The sequence below is a fragment of the Mycobacterium persicum genome, from assembly GCF_002086915.1.
Lineage (GTDB): Bacteria > Actinomycetota > Actinomycetes > Mycobacteriales > Mycobacteriaceae > Mycobacterium > Mycobacterium persicum.
Genome location: NZ_MWQA01000001.1, coordinates 1,309,649 through 1,329,047 on the forward strand (window position 1 = coordinate 1,309,649; position 19,399 = coordinate 1,329,047).

Genomic DNA, 19,399 nt, shown 5'->3' on the forward strand with positions numbered 1-19,399 from the left:
CCGATTTTGGTGCGATTCCGCGTCTGCTCGCGCAGTCTAGGGCGATTCGAGAATGGCCACCGCGGCGGCGGTATCCCCCTCGTGGGTCAGCGAGACATGAATGGTCACATCGGCCAGATGCTTGGCGATTTCGCCGGTTAGCCGCACCCGCGGCCGGCCCCACATGTCGGTGACCACCTCGATGTCGCGGTGAATGTCCTCGGGCAGCATGGGCCGCTGCGCGAACCGCGAGCCGGACCAAGCCTTGATCACCGCTTCCTTGGCGGCCCAGCGGGCCGCGAGGTGCCGGGCCGCCGACGAACTCTTGTCCGAAGCGTCCCGCCGCTCACCGGGGGTGAAGGTCGTCGCGAACACCGTTCCCGGTTGGTCGACCTGCTCGGCGAAATCAGGAATGGAGACCAGGTCGATCCCCACACCGACGATGCCCATGGGTCGCCACGTTAACGGATGATCGAAGTCATCCGATAAATGCCTCGCCGTCGCCCAGCCTGGCGGCCGGATTCAGCAACATCGCCGCCTCCTGCGGCTTCTCCGGCTGATGGTGGTCGAAACGACGATCCGCGGGCCGCTCGTACATCGGCGTGCCGCCGGCGATGGCCGTGGCCAGACGCCGCCGACCGGCCAGCAACCGCGCGTCGGCCCGGCGCTGGTAGTCCGCCCGCTGCTCGGGGTCCAGCGCGGCGATGAAGGCCTGCGGGTGCACGAGCGCGATCAGACCCGACACGTGGCCGAACCCGAGACTGGTCACCAGCCCGGCCTTGAGCGGGAACTTACCGCCCAGCCGCAAGGTGCCGCGGACCCAGACGAAGTGCGCCGAACCAGCCAGCTCGTCGTCGACGCAATCCAGACTGCGGTTGGGCGGGATGACACCATCACGCAGGATCTGGCACAGCCCCATCATCTGGAACACCGCGGCGCCCCCCTTGGCGTGACCGGTGAGGCTCTTTTGCGACACCACGAACAGCGGGGCGCCTTCGGAGCGGCCCAGCGCGTCGGCGAGCCGCTCGTGCAATTCGGTCTCGTTCGGGTCATTGGCCAGCGTCGAGGTGTCGTGCTTGGAGATCACCGCGATGTCGTCAGCACCCACGCCCAGTTTGGCCAGCGAACGCGCCAGCACCGAATCCCGGCCGCCGCGGCCCGCACCCAATGCCCCGATGCCCGGAGCCGGGATCGACGTGTGCACACCGTCTCCGAAAGACTGAGCGAAGCCCACCACGGCCAACACCGGCAAGCCCATCTTCAGGGCCAGGTCGCCGCGGGCCAGCAGGATGGTGCCGCCACCTTGAGCTTCCACGAACCCGAGCCGCCGCCGGTCGTTGGGCCGGGAGAACTTCGAGTCGTCGATGCCCCGGCCCCGCATCATCGCCGTGTCGGCGGTGGCTGCCATGTCACCGAAGCCGATGATGGCCTCCAGGGTCAGGTCGTCGAACCCGCCGGCCACCACCAGCTCGGCCTTGCCCAGCCGGATCTTGTCGACGCCCTCCTCGACCGACACCGCCGCGGTCGCGCAGGCGCCGACCGGATGGATCATCGCGCCGTAACTGCCCACATACGACTGAACCACGTGCGCGGCAACGACATTGGGCAGCACTTCCTGCAGGATGTCGTTCGGTTTGTTCCGGCCGAGCAGATTGCCGTGGTACATGGTCTGCATGGAGGTCATCCCGCCCATACCGGTGCCCTGGGTGTTGGCCACCATGCTCGGGTGCACCCAGCGCATCAGGTCGGCCGGAGTGAAGCCGGCGGACAGGAACGCGTCGACGGTCGCGATGATGTTCCATAGCGCCACCCGGTCGATCGAGGCGGCCATGTCCTGGCTGATGCCCCATACGGTCGGGTCGAACCCGGTCGGGATCTGCGCGCCGACGGTCCGCGACAGCTTGGTCTTGCGCGGCACCCGAATCTCGGTGCCGGCCTTGCGGATTACTTGCCAGTCGGTGGCGTTGGGCACCGGCCGGACGACGGTGTGCTCGGGGTCGAACTGGACGAACGCCCGGGCCTCGGCCTCGGTGGACACCACGAAGCTGAAGTCCTTGTCCAGGAACACCGATACCAGCAGCGGAGACGCGTGGTCGGGATCGATCGCGCCGTCGTCAACGAACTCGCGAATTCCCACCTTTTCCACCACGGCGTCGTGGTAGCGCTCGACAAGCTCGGCCTCGTCGACCAGCTCACCCGATTCGGTGTCGTACCAACCGGGTTGCGGGTCGTCTTCCCAGCGGATCAATCCGGTGGTCCAGGCGAGCTCGAGGACTCCGGCCGCCGACAGTTCGTCGTCGACCTCCATCTCGAAGCGGGTGCGCGACGAGCCATACGGGCCCAGTTCGGCGCCACCGACGATCACCACCAGATCGGCGGGGTCGACGTCGAGGTCATCCCAATCCGGCGGCGGCGCCGGGATGTGCGCGCGCGGCGGCGATGGCAGCGCGGCGATGATCCCCGGCGCCGTCTCCTCTTCGACGGCCGCCGCGTCGGCGGACATCTGCTCACGCGCCTTGGCGGCCAGTTCAGCCATGTCGAGATCGGCGTCGGACAGGCCACCGGTCAGGTCCGCCTTGATCGGCGAACTGGCTGCGGCGACTTTGGATTCCACGTCGCATAGGCCGAGCAGCATCGCCGCCATCTCGTCGGTCGAATACGTAGTCACACCGGCCTCTTCGACCGCGGTGACGATGGCGTCGTTGTGGCCCATCAGCCCGGTGCCGCGGGTCCAGCCGATCAGGGCGTGCACCAGGCTGACCCGGGCCGCCCACGAGGATTCGGCGTGCCAGCGGCTCACCACGGCATCCAGCGCCGATTTTGCCTCGCCGTAGGCACCGTCGCCGCCGAACATCCCGCGGTTGGGCGAGCCGGGCAGCACCACGTGCAACCGCGACGCGATGTCACGCTCGGCGCCGATGGTCGACAGGCCGCCGATCAGCCGCTGCACGGCCCACAGCAGCACCTTCATCTCCATCTCGGCACGCGAGCCGGCCTCCGACAGATCGCCGACTACGCGGGGTGCCGCGAACGGGAACAACAATGTTGGTGTCTGCGCGTCCTTGATGTGAATCGACTGTGGCCCAAGGCTTTCCGTCTGCTCGGTGCCAACCCATTCGACCAGCGCGTCGATGTCCGCGTAGGACGCCATGTTGGCCGCGACCACCCACAACACCGCGCCGTAGCGGGCGTGGTCGCGATACAGCGTGCGGTAGAACGCCAGTCGCTGCTGGTCGAGCTTGGAGGTGGTCGCGATCACGGTGGCGCCGCCGTCGAGCAACCGCGCCACCACTGACGCCGCGATCGAGCCCTTCGACGCGCCGGTCACCACGGCCACTTCGCCGCTGTAGGGGCCGGGGTCCGGGTTCTCGGCGCCGGCTGCGATCCGGCCGTACAGCGACGCGTGAATCTGCCGGCCCGCGGCCAGCGACTTGCCCTGCCACCAGGTGGCCTGGGTTGCCACGACATGGCCGGCGCCCTCGAAGCGCTCGGACAGCCGCGCCCAGTCGGCGTCGATGTCCCCTTCGTCGGTCAGCCACAGCTTGACCAGGTCTTCGCGGGCGCTGGCCCAGCGGTCGTCGAAGACGACGGCTTTCTTGCCGTCGAATACCGGGGCCACCAACCGCGGCCAGTCCGCGCCCAGTTCGCCGGTGACCAAATCGATCAGCTCGGCGTCGGTGGCCGCAGGCGACGCGGTGACCGGGTTGTCGAGCCCCAGCTGGCCCAGCACCAGGCGAGCCGCCGAGGCGAGCACCCCATCGGGACCGGTGATCTGGTCGGTGAATTCGCTCAGCGCGGCCGCGTCAACGGTGGCGCCGCCGCCACCGCCCGCAGACGGCAGCGCCACGGCCACGCCCCGGCGCGCGGCAACCGACGCGACCGCGGCGTCGATCACCTTGTCGACGGACGCCGCGTCCGCCAACGCGCCCTCATGCAGATTGCCCAGCGCGCCGCCGCGGACGCTGGTGCCCTCCCGGGTTCCCAGCGCGACCTCGACGGTGACGTGCTTAGCCCAGCCTTCGCCGAGTTCCCAGGTCTTCTTCACCCGCTCGGCGATCGCACCCGGCCGCTTGCCCGACGGCCCGAGAACCGTGCGCAGCTGGTCGTTGATCGCGTCGGAAAGCACCGGCCCATAGGGCTTGTAGGTGCGCGCCAGCTTGGTGACCTGCGCCCGCAGCCCCGCCAAGTCGGCCTCGGCGGCGCCGTCGATGGCGCCCAAGTTCAGCTCGGAACCCAGGTCCACCAGCAGCTGGTTGCGCCGAGACGACGCGCCGTCGGTGATGGATTCGATGGAGTCGAGCTCCTCGATCTGGTCGATGCGCATCTTGGCCGACAGCGCGATCAGCGCCAGCGTGGCATCCGCCGCATCGAAGGCGATGTCGTCCGGCCGAACGGCACCCGAAGGTGCCGCAGGCGCGGGCGCCGGTGCGGCAGCAGCAGTTTCGGCCGGCTCAGCAGACTCCCCGACGGGCTCGTCGGCCTCGGGCTCCGGCTCGGGGTCGGTGTCGGTGGCGAACAGCACCGCGGCGTCGCGCTCGGCGTTGAGCACTTCCACTGTGCTGTGGGCGTATTCGGGTAACTTGAGGGTGTTGGTGGCCAGGCCCGCCACCGTCGGCGAGGTCTTCACGCCGATCTCGACGAACCGCTCCACTCCCAGGCCACCGGCGGCCTCCTCGATGAACAACAGATCCTGCGTTTCGATCCAGCGCACCGGGCTGGCGAATTGCCAGGCCAACAGCTCGATCAGGACGATGCGGGCCAGCTCGCGGGGCCGTTCCCGGCGCCAGGTGTCGTAGTCGGCGAGGATCTCGTCGAGCGGCTCGGCCGGCACCAGATCCCGAATCTCCTGGATGAAGTCACGATCCAGGGTGAACAGCCGAGGCACCAGGTTGGGGATGTAGCGCCCGATGATCACATCCGGGTCTTTGTCGCGCGGCATCACGCGGTCCAGCGAACGCCGGAAGTCCGCCACCCCGACCCGCAATACCCGGGAGTGGAACGGAACGTCGATCCCGGGAACCAGGATGAACGAACGGCGCCCACCGGTGAGCTCACGGCGGCGCTCCACCTCGGCCTCGAGCGCCTCCAGACCACGCACGGTGCCGGCAATCGCATACTGCGAGCCACGCAGGTTGAAGTTCACGATCTCGAGAAACTCACCGGTATTCGCCGCAATGTCGGCGACGAAGGCCGGAACATCGGCATCGTCGAGATCGATCTGCGACGGCCGGATCGCCGCCAGCCGGTAGTTGGAGCGTCCCAGTTCATCGCGCGGAACGATATCGTGCATCTTCGATCCGCGGTGAAACACCATCTCCAGCAAGGCTTCCAACTCGTAGACGCCGGTCACGCAGGCCAGCGCGGTGTACTCGCCGACCGAGTGGCCACAGGCGATCGCGCCCTCGACAAAGGCGCCCTGCTCACGCATCTCGGCCACCTGGGCGGCCGCCACGGTGGCCATCGCGACCTGGGTGAACTGCGTCAGGTACAACACGCCGTCGGGATGGTGGTAGTGCACACCACTGGCGATGATGCTGGTCGGGTTGTCCCGGACCACGTGCAGCACTGAGAAGCCCAAGGTGTCGCGGGTGAACCTGTCCGCGGTGTCCCACACCTTGCGGGCCGCCTTGGAGCGCGCCCGCACTTCCATGCCCATGCCCTTGTGCTGAATGCCTTGGCCGGGAAACGCGTAGACCGTCTTGGGCGCGGCCAGTCGCGCGGTCGCCGACATCACCAGATCCGAACCGATGCGCGCGGCCACTTCCAAAATCTCTGCACCCCGGTCGATTCCGACGCGCTCGACGCGGAAGTCCACCTCGTCACCGGGACGCACCATGCCCAGGAACCGCGCGGTCCAGCCGATGAGCCGGGCCGGCGGACGGGCCTGCCCGTCGGTGGCGGTCACCACGTGCTGGGCGGCGGCCGACAGCCACATGCCGTGCACGATGGGCGATTTCAACCCCGCGAGCAGCGCGGCCGCCCGATCGGTGTGGATGGGGTTGTGGTCGCCGGACACCACGGCGAACGGGCGCATGTCGACCGGCGCGGTCAGGATGACGTCGCGGCGGCGACGGCGCGGGGTGTCGGTGGCGTTCTCCGATACCGCGCCACCGGCCCGCACCGGGTCGGCGAGTTCGGCCGCCCCGGTTCGGCCGAGGATGGCGAACCGCTCGTCGAGGACGGCGATCGCTTCGCCGTCGGGCCCGGCAACCGTCACCGAGACCGCGACCACCCGGCCCACCTCGGTGTCGTGGGCATCGGAAGTCGTTGCGGTAACTGTCAATTGGTCGGATGTTTCGGGCAGGGTGCCGACCATGCGGACGGCATGATCAAGATGCACCAGATTGAGCAGGCCCTCCACCACGGGCACACCGGTGTCGGTGACCGCCGATCCGATCGCCGCGAAAACAGCCGGCCAGCACCGGCCTACCAGTGCATCCGGAACGGTGCTGAGGCTGGGCGCCAGCGGTTCTCCGAAGGTGGCGGTGACCCCGGTGTGGTCAGCAACCTTTTCCGGGTCCCAGTCGACGGTCAGCCGGGCTACCCCGTCGGTGACCGGCGGCAGCAGCTCCGGCCCGTCGGCACCGGCCGCGATTGCCAGCACCGAGCGCATCGCGGTAGCGGCGTCCTCGGTCGAGACCACCGGGATCCCGCCGTCCACGGTGTTGGGCGGCAGGGTGAACCGGATGTCGATCCAGGTGCCCGATACCGGCACGCTCAACACCACATCCGCCCCGTCCTTGCCGTCGATCTGCAGCCTGGCTCCGGTGGAAGAGTGTGTGGCACGGGAGTTTTCGGGTCCGTCGTGCACCTGCCAATCGCTTGGATCGGCGATCCGGTGCACCGGATTGATGGCGGTGCGGCCGGCCCACAACACGTCGGGTGCGTCGAGCACGACGGCCAGGGGTCCGTGGGCGTCGGGGCGGCCCAACCGCCGCGATCTGACGTCCCTGACTTGCCCGTCGGCAGCGAGCACTTCGTCGATTGCGGCCTGCTCGAAGCGGTCCAGCAGCTCACCCACCGGCTCGTCCAGGCGGGTGATACCGGCGACCGCAGCCGGGCCGGGGATGATGCACACCTGGTCGGCGTCGTAGCGGGCATCGTGGGCCTGCCACAACGAGTCACTGCGCCACCAGCGCCGGACGTCCTTGTCGATCACCGGCACGAAGTTCACCGGCTTGCCCGGGGTTTTGCACAGCGTGACGAAGAAGGGAACATCGGCCGGGTGCAGTTGGACGGTATCGGCGTCCGGGTAGCGGGCAAGCAGCGCGGCGATAGCCTCGGTGGGCTTCTCCAGCAGCGCCGGGTCGGTGAAGACCGTCTCGATCGGGCCGAAATCCTTTGGATGCAGCCGAGCTTCGGCGCGCTGCAGCATCTGCTCGAAGCGATCGCGCCAGGTGTCAGCCAGCCAGGGGCTTTCCGGCCCCATGACCCCAGCGGTGTCGGCAGTCGAATTGCCTTCGCCGATGGTCAGTTCCACGTAACGCTGCAGCCACTGCAGGTAGGTCATCTCCGCGACGTCGCCGAAGTAGGGCTTGGCGGTCTTGGCCATGGCGGCGATGATCTCGTCGCGACGCTCCGCCACGGCGTCGGCGTCGCCGGCGACCTCGTCGAGCAGCCGGCCGCACCGCGAGGCGGCGTTGTCGATCTCGTGGATGTCGGCGCCGAGTTGGCTGCGGCTGGAAGCCATGCCGCCCTGGGCCTTTCCGGCGCTGATCCACTCGCCGGTGCCCTGGGTTTCCACCAGCATGCGCTTGACCGAGGGCGAGGTGGTGGACTCGCACGTCGCCATCGCCGCGGTGCCCACCAGGATCCCGTCGATCGGCATCAACGGGAAGCCGTAGGACTTCGCCCAACGTCCGGACAGGTATTCGGCCGCGCGCTCGGGTGTGCCGATGCCGCCGCCGACGCAGACGGTGATGTTGGCCCGCGAGCGCAGCTCGGAGTAGGTCGCCAGCAGTAGGTCGTCGAGGTCCTCCCAGGAATGGTGGCCACCGGCGCGGCCGCCCTCGACGTGCATGATCACCGGCTTGGTCGGCACCTCGGTGGCGATGCGGATCACCGAGCGGATCTGCTCGATGGTTCCGGGTTTGAACACGACGTGGCTGATCCCGATGTCGTTGAGCTCGTGGATCAGCTCGACGGCCTCCTCGAGATCCGGGATGCCGGCGCTGATCACCACACCGTCGATCGCCGCACCGGACTGGCGTGCCTTCTGCACCAGGCGCTTGCCGCCGACCTGAAGCTTCCACAGATACGGGTCGAGGAAGAGTGCGTTGAACTGGTAGGTCCGGCCCGGCTCCAGCAGCCGGGACATCTCCTGGATGCGGTTGTGAAAGACGTCTTCGGTGACCTGCCCGCCGCCGGCCAGCTCGGCCCAATGCCCGGCGTTGGCCGCGGCGGCGACGATCTTGGCGTCGACGGTGGTCGGCGTCATGCCCGCCAGCAGGATCGGCGACCGTCCGGTAAGGCGGGTGAACTTCGTCGAGAGCTTGACCCGGCCGTCGGGTAGGCGTACCACGGTCGGGGCGTAACTCGACCAGGCCCGGGCCACCTCGGGCGTGGCCCCGACGGTGAAGAGGTTGCGCTGACCGCCGCGGGTGGCAGCGGGCACGATGCCGATACCCAGGCCGCGGATCACCGGCGCGGTCAGCCGGGTCAGGATGTCCCCTGGACCGAGATCAAGGATCCACCGAGCACCGGCCTCGTGGACGTGGGTGATCTCGTTGACCCAGTCGACCTTGCGGACCAGGATGGATTCGGCCAGCGCCCGCGCCAACGCGGTATCGAGGCCGACCTTCTCGGCCCAGCTGCCGACGATGTCGATGCCGTCGCCCAGCCGCGGTGTGTGGAAGCCCACCTCGACCCGTACCGGCTCGAAGACCGGCGCGAAGACGTCGCCGCCACGAAGCTTGTTCTTACGGTCGGCCTCCTCCTTCTCCGAGATCTGACGGCAATACAGTTCGAAGCGCGAGAGCTGCTCAGGGGTACCGGTGATGACGACCGAGCGCCGGCCGTTGCGGATGGACAGCACCGGTGGCAGCACCGTGCGCACGTCCTGGGCGAAGTCCTCGAGCAATCGCTGGATGCGCTCGGGGTCGGCATTGGTGACCGCGACCATCGGTGGGCGATCGCCGAGCACCGAGATCCCCCGCCGGCGCGCCACAAGTGTTCCGGCCGCGCCGATCAGCTGCGCCAATGCCAGCAGCTCCACGTCGCGAGCACCACCGGCCTTGAGCGCTTCCACCGCCAGCACCCCCTGGGAGTGCCCGGCCAGGGCAACCGGCGGGGTGGCAAAGAGGTCCATACCCTGGCGGGCCAGAGCACGAATGGCGGCTATCTGGGTGAGCAACACGCCCGGCACCGACACCGCCGACGACGTCAGGTGCTTGTCCAGCGGGACCGCGTCTTCGGCGGCCAGTGCACGCACCCACTGCAGCGGCTCGAAGCCGATCGGGCGGACCACGACCAGTTCTTTGGCAACCGGCTCGAGCAGCAGCTCCACCTCACCCGCCAGCGCGGCCAGCTCCGATTCGATCCCGGCCGCCGAAACCAGTTCCTCGAGCGTCTCCAGCCAGGCGCTGCCCTGGCCGCCGAACGCGACCGCGAACGGCTCACCGGCGGTCAGGCGATCGACCAGAGCGTGGGCGCGATGCGGGCCAGTCCCGTCGTGGTCAGCTGACACCCGGTCGTGCTCGTGGATCGTCACCGTCTTTATCTCCCTGTATGCGTCTGTATCGGTTGGTTCGGCCGGACCGGACCGGCCCCTGCAAGGGCCTGGTGAACTCCGGCCGATTCCGCATCGAATCTCCGCCGGAAAACGTCTGACCGGTGCGTTGTCGGCGGGCCGGCCCATGGACCGGGCGGCGCGACGGACTGCATCGGCTCTATAAGAGTGTCATAAGGATCAGTCCACTTTTTTGACGCCGATCGGTTACTGGCGAGTTCTACGCGCGGGTAACCAGCTCATCGGTAACACCAGGTTTCGTCGTCGGCGCAGACGCGCGTAACAAACGTCCTGCGTGCAGGTGGTTACGGTCGAGTAGCTATAACTGCGCTGATCAAGGCAGTATTGTTACCAAATCGTTATGGTGAAATCCTGCGCTGCGGCCGGCCCGTGACGTCGCATCGGCCGTAGCGGCGGGCAATCGCCGCTTTTTGCGCCGCTTCGATCTAAGCGAACGAGTGTTTGCTGGAGCTCGCCGCACACGGGGCTTGACGGCACCTTGACGGGGCGGAAAATTAGGCCCACTGCCCGAATTGGGGCTGGAGGATCTCGTTGATATCCACGCCGACTCCGCCTACTTTGCGTTTGTCGATCTCGACCTGGTGCAAATTGGCGGCCGGATGCGTGAACCCCTTCGGCGAACCCCAGTTGTGCTGCCAGAAATACGAGCCCAACCCGTCCTGCACCGCCCAGCCGATCGTCTTGGAGTTGGCATATACCCCGGTGCGCTGATGCCCGATCACCGACTCCCAGGACCGCAGATACGGTGCGACCTGGTCCTTGTACTGCTCGTATGACGGATCGTCGTCGATCGAGGCATAGATGGGAGCGCCCGCCGGACCGCCCGCCGCGGCGTGCAACTCCATGCCGCGCTTGGCATGCTGAACACCGGCTGCGGCACCGCCCAGCCAGTCGGAGGTGCTGCCCTTGCCGAATTGGTAGCACGAAACGATCTTGAGCCCGTTGCTGCTCAGATCGCGGGCCTCGCCGAGTTGGATCGGCTTGCCCAGCATCCAGGCACCCCCAGGTCGCCGATCCGATACGTACCTGATCGCACCCACCGCCCCGGCAGCCCTGATCTGGCTGGCGGGGATGACCCCGGCCGAATAGTCCAACAAGATGCCAAGCGAACCCGCTGATGCCGGCGCGGCACGCAACGACGCGGCCGCGACACCTAGGCCCAGCAGGCCGGGCGTCGCCGCCGCGTACTTGAGCGCATCCCGCCGCGAGACCTCCACAAGCCACAGAGTACGACACCTATATCAATTGACTCATTGAGCTCGCCAGTCACATCTACATCACAATGTCACAACGCACGTTTGGGCGGCGGTCGGGGCCGATTCTTGCTGTCAATGCAAAGTTAGTAAAGTTAGAGGCGAGCAGTCCGCACTCGATCGCAACCGGGGGTCGCGATGGATCACCACCAGCTCATCGACCTCACCCGCCGTGCACTAAAGCTCGCACGCGACCAGACGACCGACCTGGCGCCTTCGCAGCACACGGTCCGCGCGCGGGAGTACACCTCGCCCGAGCGACACGACCGGGAGCGGGCCGTGGTGATGTCCTGCCCGCAACTGGTCGGCTACGTCTCCGAGCTTCCGCGGCCCGGCTCGTATTGCACCAAGACGGTGATGGGGCGATCCGTGCTGCTGACCAGGACGTCGGACGGCTCGGTGCGCGCCTTTGACAATGTCTGCCTGCATCGACAAGCGCAGGTGGCGACCGGGTGTGGCACCGCGAAGCGGTTCAGCTGCCCCTACCACGCCTGGACGTATGACAACGGCGGGCGATTGGTCGGACTCCCGGGCCGGGAAGGGTTTCCCGAGATGACGTTGAAGGACGACGGGTTGACCAGGCTTCCGGCCACTGAGTTCGCTGGTTTTCTGTGGGTTGCCCTGGACCCCGGCGCCACCCTAGACATCGCAAAACACCTGGGACCGCTGGCCGACGAACTCGACTCATGGGGAATCGGGCACTGGTCTCCGCTGGGCGAGAAGGTGCTCGACTCGCGGATCAACTGGAAGCTGGCGATTGACACATTTTCGGAGAACTACCACTTCGCCACGGTGCACAGGCAAACCTTCGCCACCATCGCCCGCAGCAATTGCACGGTCTTCGACTCCTATGGACCACACCATCGATTGATCTTTCCGCTCAACACCATCATGGAGCTGGACACTGCGCCCGAGGACCAGTGGAATCCGTTCCACCACATGGTCGTGATCTACGCGCTGTTTCCCAACATCGTGCTATCGGTGACCATCGCCAACGGCGAGCTGTTCCGCGTTTACCCCGGTGAGCAACCGGGCCGATCCGTCACCGTCCACCAGAACTCCACAGCGCTGGACGTCTCCGATGAATCCGTGGCCGCGGGCGCCCAGGCCGTATTCGAGTACGCACACGCAACGGTCCGCGACGAGGACTATCGACTGGCCGAGTCGTTGCAAGCCAACCTCGAATCGGGCGCACGGGAGCGACTGGTGTTCGGGCGCAACGAGCCGGGGCTACAACACCGTCACCTCGCATGGGAGCGCGCGCTCGACGCGTTGCACCGAGGCTGAAGATTCGCAGCAAAAGGCCGAGAAGACTGCTGCCACATTACAGCTTCACCGAGGGAGTCTGCTGCGTCAGCGAGCCGATCAGCGCCTCGAGAACGTCACGAGAATCCTGATCACAATCGTCGGGAAGCGCTGCTGATTCCGTCCGCAACATCTCCAGGGCCTCCGTGCGGCGGCCCGAAAGCACCAATGGCGTCACGCGTTCCACCAGGGCAGCCAACTCCGGGGCCGGTGGCCGAGCATTGGCGACGGTAGCGGCCAGCACGTCGATCAGCTCCCAATCGCGATACAACGCCAGTGACCGCTCGTAGAACGCGAAGGCGGTCACCGGCTCACCCTGCAGGGTGCCGCGGTAGCGGTAGGGGCCCTCCATGTATTCGATCGGCAGGCCATGGGCCGGAGCGGCCACCAGCGGCTCTCCGATCAGTTCCAATTGCATTGTGGCGCAGGTGATCCGGTGGCGGTCCGGCAGGTAGCGGACCGGGGTGATCGGCGGCAGCAGCGGCCGCACGGCCTCCGGCCAGCGGACATAGCCGAGGATGGTGACGTCGACGTCCTCGGCGTACTGCGGCGCCCGGTCCGGATCGGGGTAACTTGCCGTCACGCCGGTAAACGGTTGCACCGCATTGCCGTTCGTACGGTCGAACTGTCGCCAGATGCTCATGTCGACACCATTGTCGAAATGGATGGTGCGCCATTCGTGCGACCGTCCCCGCGGGTCTCCCCCGCCGCCGGCGTACCTCGGAAACCACTGCCGGTCGATATGCCCGGCCGCACCTGTGACCAGTTCCTTCGCCTCGCCCCAGCGCAGTGTTCCGGTCATCGCCATGCCGGTCTGAAAATAGGAGTGGGTATCGGGCTGGCCGAAGCAGACGATCTTTCCGTTGTAGGCCGACGCCCCCACCGGGGTGGGCGCGCGCGTGGGCGTCACGACCAGATCCAGCCGCATCAACCGACCGGCCTGATCGGTTCCCACCAGACTGACCCGGTAGGTGTAGGGCAACAGGTCCCCGTCGGCGTCACGGCAGGTGATCCATGACGCGATGCCGGCGCCGCTGCGGTATTCGAGGTCCAGATGCCCCGTTGCGGCCGACAGCTTGGGGTGGGCGCCGGGCGCCATGCTGGCCGGCGGCATGTCGTAATCGGTATAGGTGCCGTACTCGCCGGTGTCGAGGTCGAACAATGCCAGCGTGTAGAAGTCGGCGACCACCGAGCCGCCGGGCCGGTTCTTGTTGAGGATGGCCAGAAACGCAAACGAGCGGCCGGAGCCGGTTGCGTCCAGTTGGCCGGCGAGAAACCAGGTATCGGACTCCTGGTCGGCGTGGGCGCCTTCGGCGGCGGGAAAATCCAGCGCACTGTCGCGCGCCACCAGCTGGAACGGGTAACTGCGCCAGTCGCTGCTCATGTCAGGCCTTCCCGGGCGCCGGACCACGCTTTTTTGCTATGTTAGCATCAATAGCGAAGTTACCGTCGCCTGCCCCGAGGTGGTGCCCCGATGACGGCAGAATCCCCGCGTCACAGGTATGACGAACTGTTCATCGGCGGGCGCTGGCGCAAACCCACTACGCCGGAACGGCTCTGCGTCATTTCCCCGCACTCGGAGCAGCCGCTGGGCGAAGCACCGGCGGCGGGCCCCGGCGACGTCGAGGCGGCGGTGGCCGCCGCCCGGCAGGCGTTCGACCACGGTCCGTGGCCGCTGTGGAATCCGCACCAGCGAATGAGCAAAATCGAGCAACTGGCCGCGATTTACGCACACCATCTCGACGACATGGCCGACCTGATCACCGCGGAGATGGGTTCGCCGCGCAGTTTCAGCAGGCTGGGCCAGGCGGCTGGTGCGGCGTCGATGATCCATCTGGCGCTGGCGACCGCCCGGGACTTCCCGTGGACGGAACGGCGGCAGGGTGTGCTCGGCGAGGCGCACCTGCGTCGTGCGCCCGTCGGCGTGGTCGGCGCCATTGTGCCGTGGAACGTGCCGCAATGCCTGATCATGCCGAAGCTGATCCCGGCGTTGATCGCCGGCTGCACCGTCATCGTCAAACCCGCTCCCGAAACTCCTTTGGACGCTTTGTGGTTGGCCGAGATGATCGAGCAGATCGAGCTGCCCGAGGGAGTCGTCTCGGTGCTCACCGGCGGACCGTCTGTCGGCCAGGCGCTGGTGAGCCATCCCGGGGTGGACAAGATCGCGTTCACCGGCTCCAGCGCCACCGGACGCCGCATCGCCGCGGAGTGCGGAGCGCAACTGAAACGGGTCAGCCTGGAACTGGGCGGCAAATCGGCGGCGATCATCCTCGACGACGCCGACCTCGATAAGACCGTCGCCGGGTTGAAGACGGCCGGGTTGATGAATAACGGCCAGGCCTGTGTTGCCCAGACCCGCATCCTGGTCAGCGAACGCCGTCACGACGAAGTCGTCGATGCCCTGGCCGACATGATGGCGGCGCTGCGGGTCGGCGACCCCGGTGACGACACGACCGATATCGGACCACTTGTCGCCCGGCGCCAACAGCTTCGGGTTCAGGACTACATCAGATCCGGGCGGCAGCAGGGCGCGCGCGTTGTGGTCGGCGGCGAGGACAGCCCGGCCGATCGTGGTTGGTACGTGCGGCCGACGCTGTTCACCGGCGCGACCAATGACATGCGCATCGCACGGGAGGAGATATTCGGACCGGTGTTGACCGTTCTCACCTACCGTGACGAGCAGGACGCGATCCGGATCGCCAATGACAGCGATTACGGCTTGGCCGGTTCGGTGTGGACCGCCGACACCGCCCACGGCCTCGAAATCACCGCCCGGATCCGGACCGGCACCTACGGCATCAACATGTACATGCTCGACATCAGCACACCGTTCGGCGGCTTCAAGAAGTCGGGTATCGGCCGCGAATTCGGGCCCGAGGGCCTGGCCGAATATGTCGAGCTGCAATCGGTGCTGTGCAACGGGAAAATGCCGCCGCCCAATGTCCTCAATGTCATTGCGGCAACTGCAGGGTGATCTCGACCGGACAGCACACCGCGCCGTGCTGATTGGTCACCTCGATCCGCAGATCGACGAGATAACGTGGCGGCTGGACGCTCTCGTCACACCGTTTGGCCACCACCCGGCCCCGGCCCACCATGGTGTCGCCGGCATAGATCGAGCCGGTCAGCCGCATGGAACGGCGTACCACCCGGCTGCCCGGACCGGCCCAGTCGGTCGCGATCCGGTCGGCGAATCCCGCCAGATGCATGGTGTTGACGAAAATGGTTGGGTTTCCCTGGCTTTGGGCATATGTCGGATCGAAATGCCCCGGAAAGTAGTCCCACGTCGCCCCGGCGTTCTCCACCACCCGCTGATAGCTGATCTGGTCGACGACCTCGGGCAGCTCGAGCGCAACGGTGATGTCGTTCCACGTCCGATCGGTCACGGTCGTGGCCCAGGCGTGAAGCGGAACAACGTATTTCGCGATGTGGCCACCACCGCGCCATCCTGGCGGCGGTAGGTCTCCAGCGTTTCGACGAAATGCCCGACCCCGAGCCGGGTTTGCTTTTCCGGGGACACCGACACCAGTTCCTCGACGACGGTGAGCCGATCGCCCTCGACGATGGGCCGCACAAACTCGGCGTCGTTGGCCGCGTTGATGAACGTGGTGCCCGGCAACGGCACCCGCAGCGCCAACGACGCGGCGGGCACCCGGCCTCCCGGCTGCCACGGCGGCGGAATCAGCCAGCCCATCAAAAGGGCCGGCGGCGCCAGTAAGCCGCCCCAACGCCTCTGGGCGTATTCGGCGTCCCAATATGAGGGGTTTCCGTCGCGAACCATGGCAGCGAACAGCTGAATGCGCGCGCCGCTCACCACAGTCGCGGCGGTTCTCGGTTCCGTTGTCGCACCGACCATCCGCAGCGCATCCTGGTAGCTGCCGAAGGCCAGTTGGTAGTTCACGTGGGCAACCGGCTACATGACGAGCGGATGCCGGCTCGGTACCGAATCCCATTGCAGCGCGCGGGAAGCGAAATACCAACCGCCCCGCTCGTAGATCAGCTGATCGCGGAATGTCCCGGTGGCCCGCAGCGTGGTGTCGCCGTGCACGCGGGCAAAGAGCAGCGCGACACAACGCTGCGTGGCGTTGACCCCGTCGATGCGGACCTCGTGGTCGACGGTGACCAGGCGTTGCCCGTCGCCGCCGTCGAAGGCCGCCCGCGGATCACCGAATGATTCGCCGTCACGGCTATAACTTGCGCCGGAGTGACGGAAGGTGGCGATCCATGCGTCGCGGTCACCCTCGGAATACGCGCGATTGTGTCGCGCGGTCAAATCCAGAATGGCGGCGCGGCCCGTCGCAGCGTGCAGCATCTGCTGTTCTTGATAGGACAACGTCATTGTGCTCTCCAGCCACACTCGCGGGGATAACCGAACCGACGGACGTGACACTACGCTAGCTCATCGGCTGACCCGGTAGCCATGTCTTTCGCGATCCCAGGCAGCCGGCGTTAAACCCCTGGTACGCAACAGATCTTTACGTATTCGCCCGATTCCGTTCTTCGGAAGTTCATCGACCGACTCCACATATCGGGGAACGCAGAAGTAGGGCATGCGGGCAGCGCAGAAGTCGAGCAACTCGGTGTAGTCGACGGCAGCGCCGGGGCGCGTGGTCACGATCATCAGGATGTCGTCCTCGCCTACCCCGCTGGGGACGCCGATTGCCGCCGCCTCCAGCACCGCCGGATGGCTTGCCACGACGGTTTCCACTTCCACCGAAGAGATGTTCTCGCCGCGTCTGCGTAACGAATCCTTGCTGCGATCCAGGTAGGTCAGGTTCTGGGCGCTGTCGAATCTCCCGAGGTCGCCGGTGTGGAACCAGTCGGGATGGCGATCGACGTGCAGTCCCGATCCGGCGTAATCACTGACGTACCCTTCGCTCATCACGTGTGGGAATCTGGGCCGGCAGGCGATCTCTCCGGCCAGTCCGGTCGGTAGCGGGTTGCCGGCGTCGTCGACAACGCGCACATCGAAATTAGGATTCGGCTTCCCCGATGTTCCCGGAACCCCGTCGTCGGCAACGCCCTTGACGGTAAGGGGAAATGCCTCGGTGAGCCCGTACATCGTGACGATACGGCAGCCGTAGCGCTTTTCGATCGCATGGTAGGAGTCCGCGGCAATGGGCGCCGCGGAGATGAACCGCAACGGCAGCGCCGCATCACGGGAATCCGGGGGAAGGTTCTGCAGCATCGACACCATCGCGCCGGCGCCGACGAAGCCGACGGCACCATGCGCGCGCACCTCGTCCCAGACTTCGCCGGGATGAAACTCGCGGGCGAGCACGGTTGTTCCGCCGACCAGCATCGGTGCCAGTACGGTGGGCGCCGCACTCAGGTGAAACAGCGGCATCGCCGTCCACAGCACCTCTCCGGGGGCGAATCGCCAGGCCGATGCCACGGTGGCGGCCACCGTGAACAGGTAATGCCAGCTCGTGGCAACGGCTTTCGACGGCCCGGTGGTGCCGGAGGTGAAGAACAGCGATCCAATCTCCGTCTCGCCGAGCCCATCCGGCAATGGGCCGGCATCGCGGCTCAGCTCCGTGCTCAGCGAATCACCTAACACCACAGTCTCATTCAGTGTGTCCACGCGGTCGGCGATATCCTCGAGGCGGTTTTGCCGCTCCGGGTCGGTGAGTATCACCTTGGCCTGCGACAGCCGCAAGGTATGCAGCAAGAAGTCGCCCTTATTGGCGGCGTTCACCGCCGCGCTGACGGCGCCGATTCGTGCTGCGCCCAGCCAGAAGTAGATCCATTCCGGGCACGTTGGGGTGAAGAGCGCCACGGTGTCGCCGCGGTCGACGCCGAGGTCGCTCAGCATGCTCGCCGCAGCGCACGACCGCCGTCGCAGGTCCTCAAAGGTGGTGTCGACGCCGGCTACCCTCAGCATCACCCGGTCCGGATGCTGTGCTGCGCGCCGGTCGAGCACATCGGCAACGGTGAAGCGATCGACTCCGAAATCGGAGGGCCCCGGAGGGCTGCTCACATCACGCCTTCGCAGCCGCGGGGTCGGGCTCACCATCTGCGGTGTATCCGAAGTCGTCGGCGCAGGGCTGCGCGCCGGGGTAGAACCGGTGCGCCCAGCGACGAAGGGCGGCGTAGTCGTGCGCTTCTTCGGGCGCCAGGTTCGGCTTCTCCAGGTACTTCATGTTCTCCCAGGTGAAGAAGTCCTGTTTGATCACTTCCTGTTGCAAAGCCAGGAATTTGGCGGCGCGCCCGGTCGGCACGTCGCCGGTGTCGCCTGGCTCCCGGAGGGACGCCTGGGTGTAGAAGTAGTCGGTGTAATCCTCGTCGACGGGCGTCTGCCCGGTGACCTGAACGGTGCCCACCAACTCGCTGGGGAAGCGCACGAAGCCCAACCCCAGCGAGTAGTTGTCGTAGACAATCTTGGCGTCGACCGGGCCGTTCGGGGTCAGCCAGGTCGCGGGTCTGCCGCCACCGAAGTGGGCATTGACGGTGGCGTGTAGGTGGTACCCGGAGACCTCAAACGACGCGGTGGTGGCCGGGTTAGCGGCCTTGTGCACGTATTGAACGTGATAGGGGTCGGCGGCGTTCTCGATGATCATCTGCGGGTGCACCTTGACCCGGTTGAGCATCCGGCTATGTGGGTGCAGCGGGTAGTACTCGTTGGTCTCCAGCTCCGGCAGCACTGGCGGCTGCCAGTACGGCGCCCGCCCGTGGCGCTCATGCCAGACCAGGATGAAGCCGTACCACTCCGTACTGGGGTAGCTGCGAATTCGGACGTTGTTCTTGCAGCCGATCTTGCTGTAGGGAATCAGCGCGTTGGTGCCGTCCCCGCGCCATTGCCAGCCATGCCAGGGGCACACGATGTGTTCGCCCTCAACCGTGCCCCCGACAGCCAGGTTGGCGCCGAGGTGCTGACAGTAGGCGTCCAGCACGTGCACCTGCCCCGAAGCGGTGCGGAACAGCACCAGCTCCTCGCCGAAATAATGCGCACGCTTGACATCGCCGGGAGCCAGGTCAGAGGCGAACGCGACGATGAACCATCCCGTCGGGAACCGGTACGACGACAGCGCAATCCCGCTCGCACCGAACTCTCGTTCCGACGGATCCTGGGCCGATTCGGAAGCCGAGCCTGAAATGGTCTGCGTCACGAGAT

The 19,399-nt window shown here is 66.8% G+C and carries 11 protein-coding genes; 2 read left to right on the top strand and 9 right to left on the bottom strand.

Annotated features, from left to right (window positions below; translation table 11 throughout):
• Positions 1-36: 36 nt before the first annotated feature.
• From acpS to B4U45_RS05835, 3 genes are all read right to left on the bottom strand, one after another.
• Positions 37-429, bottom strand: a complete 393-nt coding sequence (acpS, locus tag B4U45_RS05825; RefSeq protein ID WP_023366014.1) for a holo-ACP synthase AcpS — start codon at positions 427-429, stop codon at positions 37-39.
• 28 nt (positions 430-457) lie between these two features.
• A complete protein-coding gene (locus B4U45_RS05830; RefSeq protein WP_122526489.1) occupies positions 458-9,688 on the bottom strand; it encodes a type I polyketide synthase in 9,231 nt (3,076 codons plus the stop codon).
• A 533-nt stretch (positions 9,689-10,221) separates the two neighbouring features.
• Entirely contained in the window at positions 10,222-10,944 is a 723-nt protein-coding gene (locus B4U45_RS05835; protein WP_075548416.1) for a DUF1906 domain-containing protein, read from the bottom strand.
• A gap of 174 nt (positions 10,945-11,118) precedes the next feature.
• Here B4U45_RS05835 and B4U45_RS05840 point away from each other — a divergent pair, with 174 nt between their 5' ends.
• Positions 11,119-12,267 (top strand): aromatic ring-hydroxylating oxygenase subunit alpha, encoded by a 1,149-nt coding sequence (locus B4U45_RS05840; protein WP_075548417.1) that lies wholly within the window; start codon positions 11,119-11,121, stop codon positions 12,265-12,267.
• A gap of 37 nt (positions 12,268-12,304) precedes the next feature.
• Here the strand turns inward: B4U45_RS05840 and B4U45_RS05845 are convergent, their stop codons facing one another.
• Positions 12,305-13,669 carry a secreted hydrolase gene (locus B4U45_RS05845; protein WP_075548418.1) on the bottom strand — a complete coding sequence of 455 codons (1,365 nt, stop codon included), beginning with the start codon at positions 13,667-13,669 and terminating at the stop codon, positions 12,305-12,307.
• Between the two features lie 90 nt (positions 13,670-13,759).
• On the opposite strand from B4U45_RS05845, the gene B4U45_RS05850 reads away from it, so the two are divergent.
• Positions 13,760-15,259: an aldehyde dehydrogenase gene (locus tag B4U45_RS05850; protein ID WP_075548419.1), complete on the top strand. Its 1,500-nt coding sequence runs from the start codon at positions 13,760-13,762 to the stop codon at positions 15,257-15,259.
• Here the strand turns inward: B4U45_RS05850 and B4U45_RS05855 are convergent.
• Genes B4U45_RS05855 through B4U45_RS05875 form a run of 5 tightly spaced genes read right to left on the bottom strand, consistent with a single transcriptional unit; the run spans position 15,237 to position 19,394 of the window.
• On the bottom strand, positions 15,237-15,671 hold the full coding sequence (locus tag B4U45_RS05855; RefSeq protein ID WP_075512881.1) for a MaoC family dehydratase: 435 nt from the start codon (positions 15,669-15,671) through the stop codon (positions 15,237-15,239). The genes B4U45_RS05850 and B4U45_RS05855 overlap by 23 nt on opposite strands.
• Positions 15,668-16,141, bottom strand: a complete 474-nt coding sequence (locus B4U45_RS05860; RefSeq protein WP_075548478.1) for an FAS1-like dehydratase domain-containing protein — start codon at positions 16,139-16,141, stop codon at positions 15,668-15,670. The genes B4U45_RS05855 and B4U45_RS05860 overlap by 4 nt, the downstream gene beginning before the upstream one ends.
• 57 nt (positions 16,142-16,198) lie before the next feature.
• Entirely contained in the window at positions 16,199-16,624 is a 426-nt protein-coding gene (locus B4U45_RS05865) for a nuclear transport factor 2 family protein (protein WP_075548420.1), read from the bottom strand.
• Positions 16,625-16,684: 60 nt separating this feature from the next.
• The gene (locus B4U45_RS05870) at positions 16,685-18,301 is read right to left on the bottom strand and encodes an AMP-binding protein (protein WP_075548421.1); all 1,617 of its coding nucleotides are present in this window, start codon (positions 18,299-18,301) and stop codon (positions 16,685-16,687) included.
• A complete protein-coding gene (locus B4U45_RS05875; protein WP_075512878.1) occupies positions 18,267-19,394 on the bottom strand; it encodes an aromatic ring-hydroxylating oxygenase subunit alpha in 1,128 nt (375 codons plus the stop codon). The genes B4U45_RS05870 and B4U45_RS05875 overlap by 35 nt, the downstream gene beginning before the upstream one ends.
• Positions 19,395-19,399 lie beyond the last annotated feature (5 nt).

What these genes read in the sequence shown, in the direction of transcription:
- acpS (WP_023366014.1), bottom strand. Translation starts at nt 429, where the DNA reads ATGGGCATCGTCGGTGTGGGGATCGACCTGGTCTCCATTCCTGATTTC.
- B4U45_RS05840 (WP_075548417.1), top strand. Translation starts at nt 11,119, where the DNA reads ATGGATCACCACCAGCTCATCGACCTCACCCGCCGTGCACTAAAGCTC.
- B4U45_RS05845 (WP_075548418.1), bottom strand. Translation starts at nt 13,669, where the DNA reads ATGAGCAGCGACTGGCGCAGTTACCCGTTCCAGCTGGTGGCGCGCGAC.
- B4U45_RS05850 (WP_075548419.1), top strand. Translation starts at nt 13,760, where the DNA reads ATGACGGCAGAATCCCCGCGTCACAGGTATGACGAACTGTTCATCGGC.
- B4U45_RS05860 (WP_075548478.1), bottom strand. Translation starts at nt 16,141, where the DNA reads ATGGTCGGTGCGACAACGGAACCGAGAACCGCCGCGACTGTGGTGAGC.
- B4U45_RS05865 (WP_075548420.1), bottom strand. Translation starts at nt 16,624, where the DNA reads ATGACGTTGTCCTATCAAGAACAGCAGATGCTGCACGCTGCGACGGGC.
- B4U45_RS05870 (WP_075548421.1), bottom strand. Translation starts at nt 18,301, where the DNA reads ATGGTGAGCCCGACCCCGCGGCTGCGAAGGCGTGATGTGAGCAGCCCT.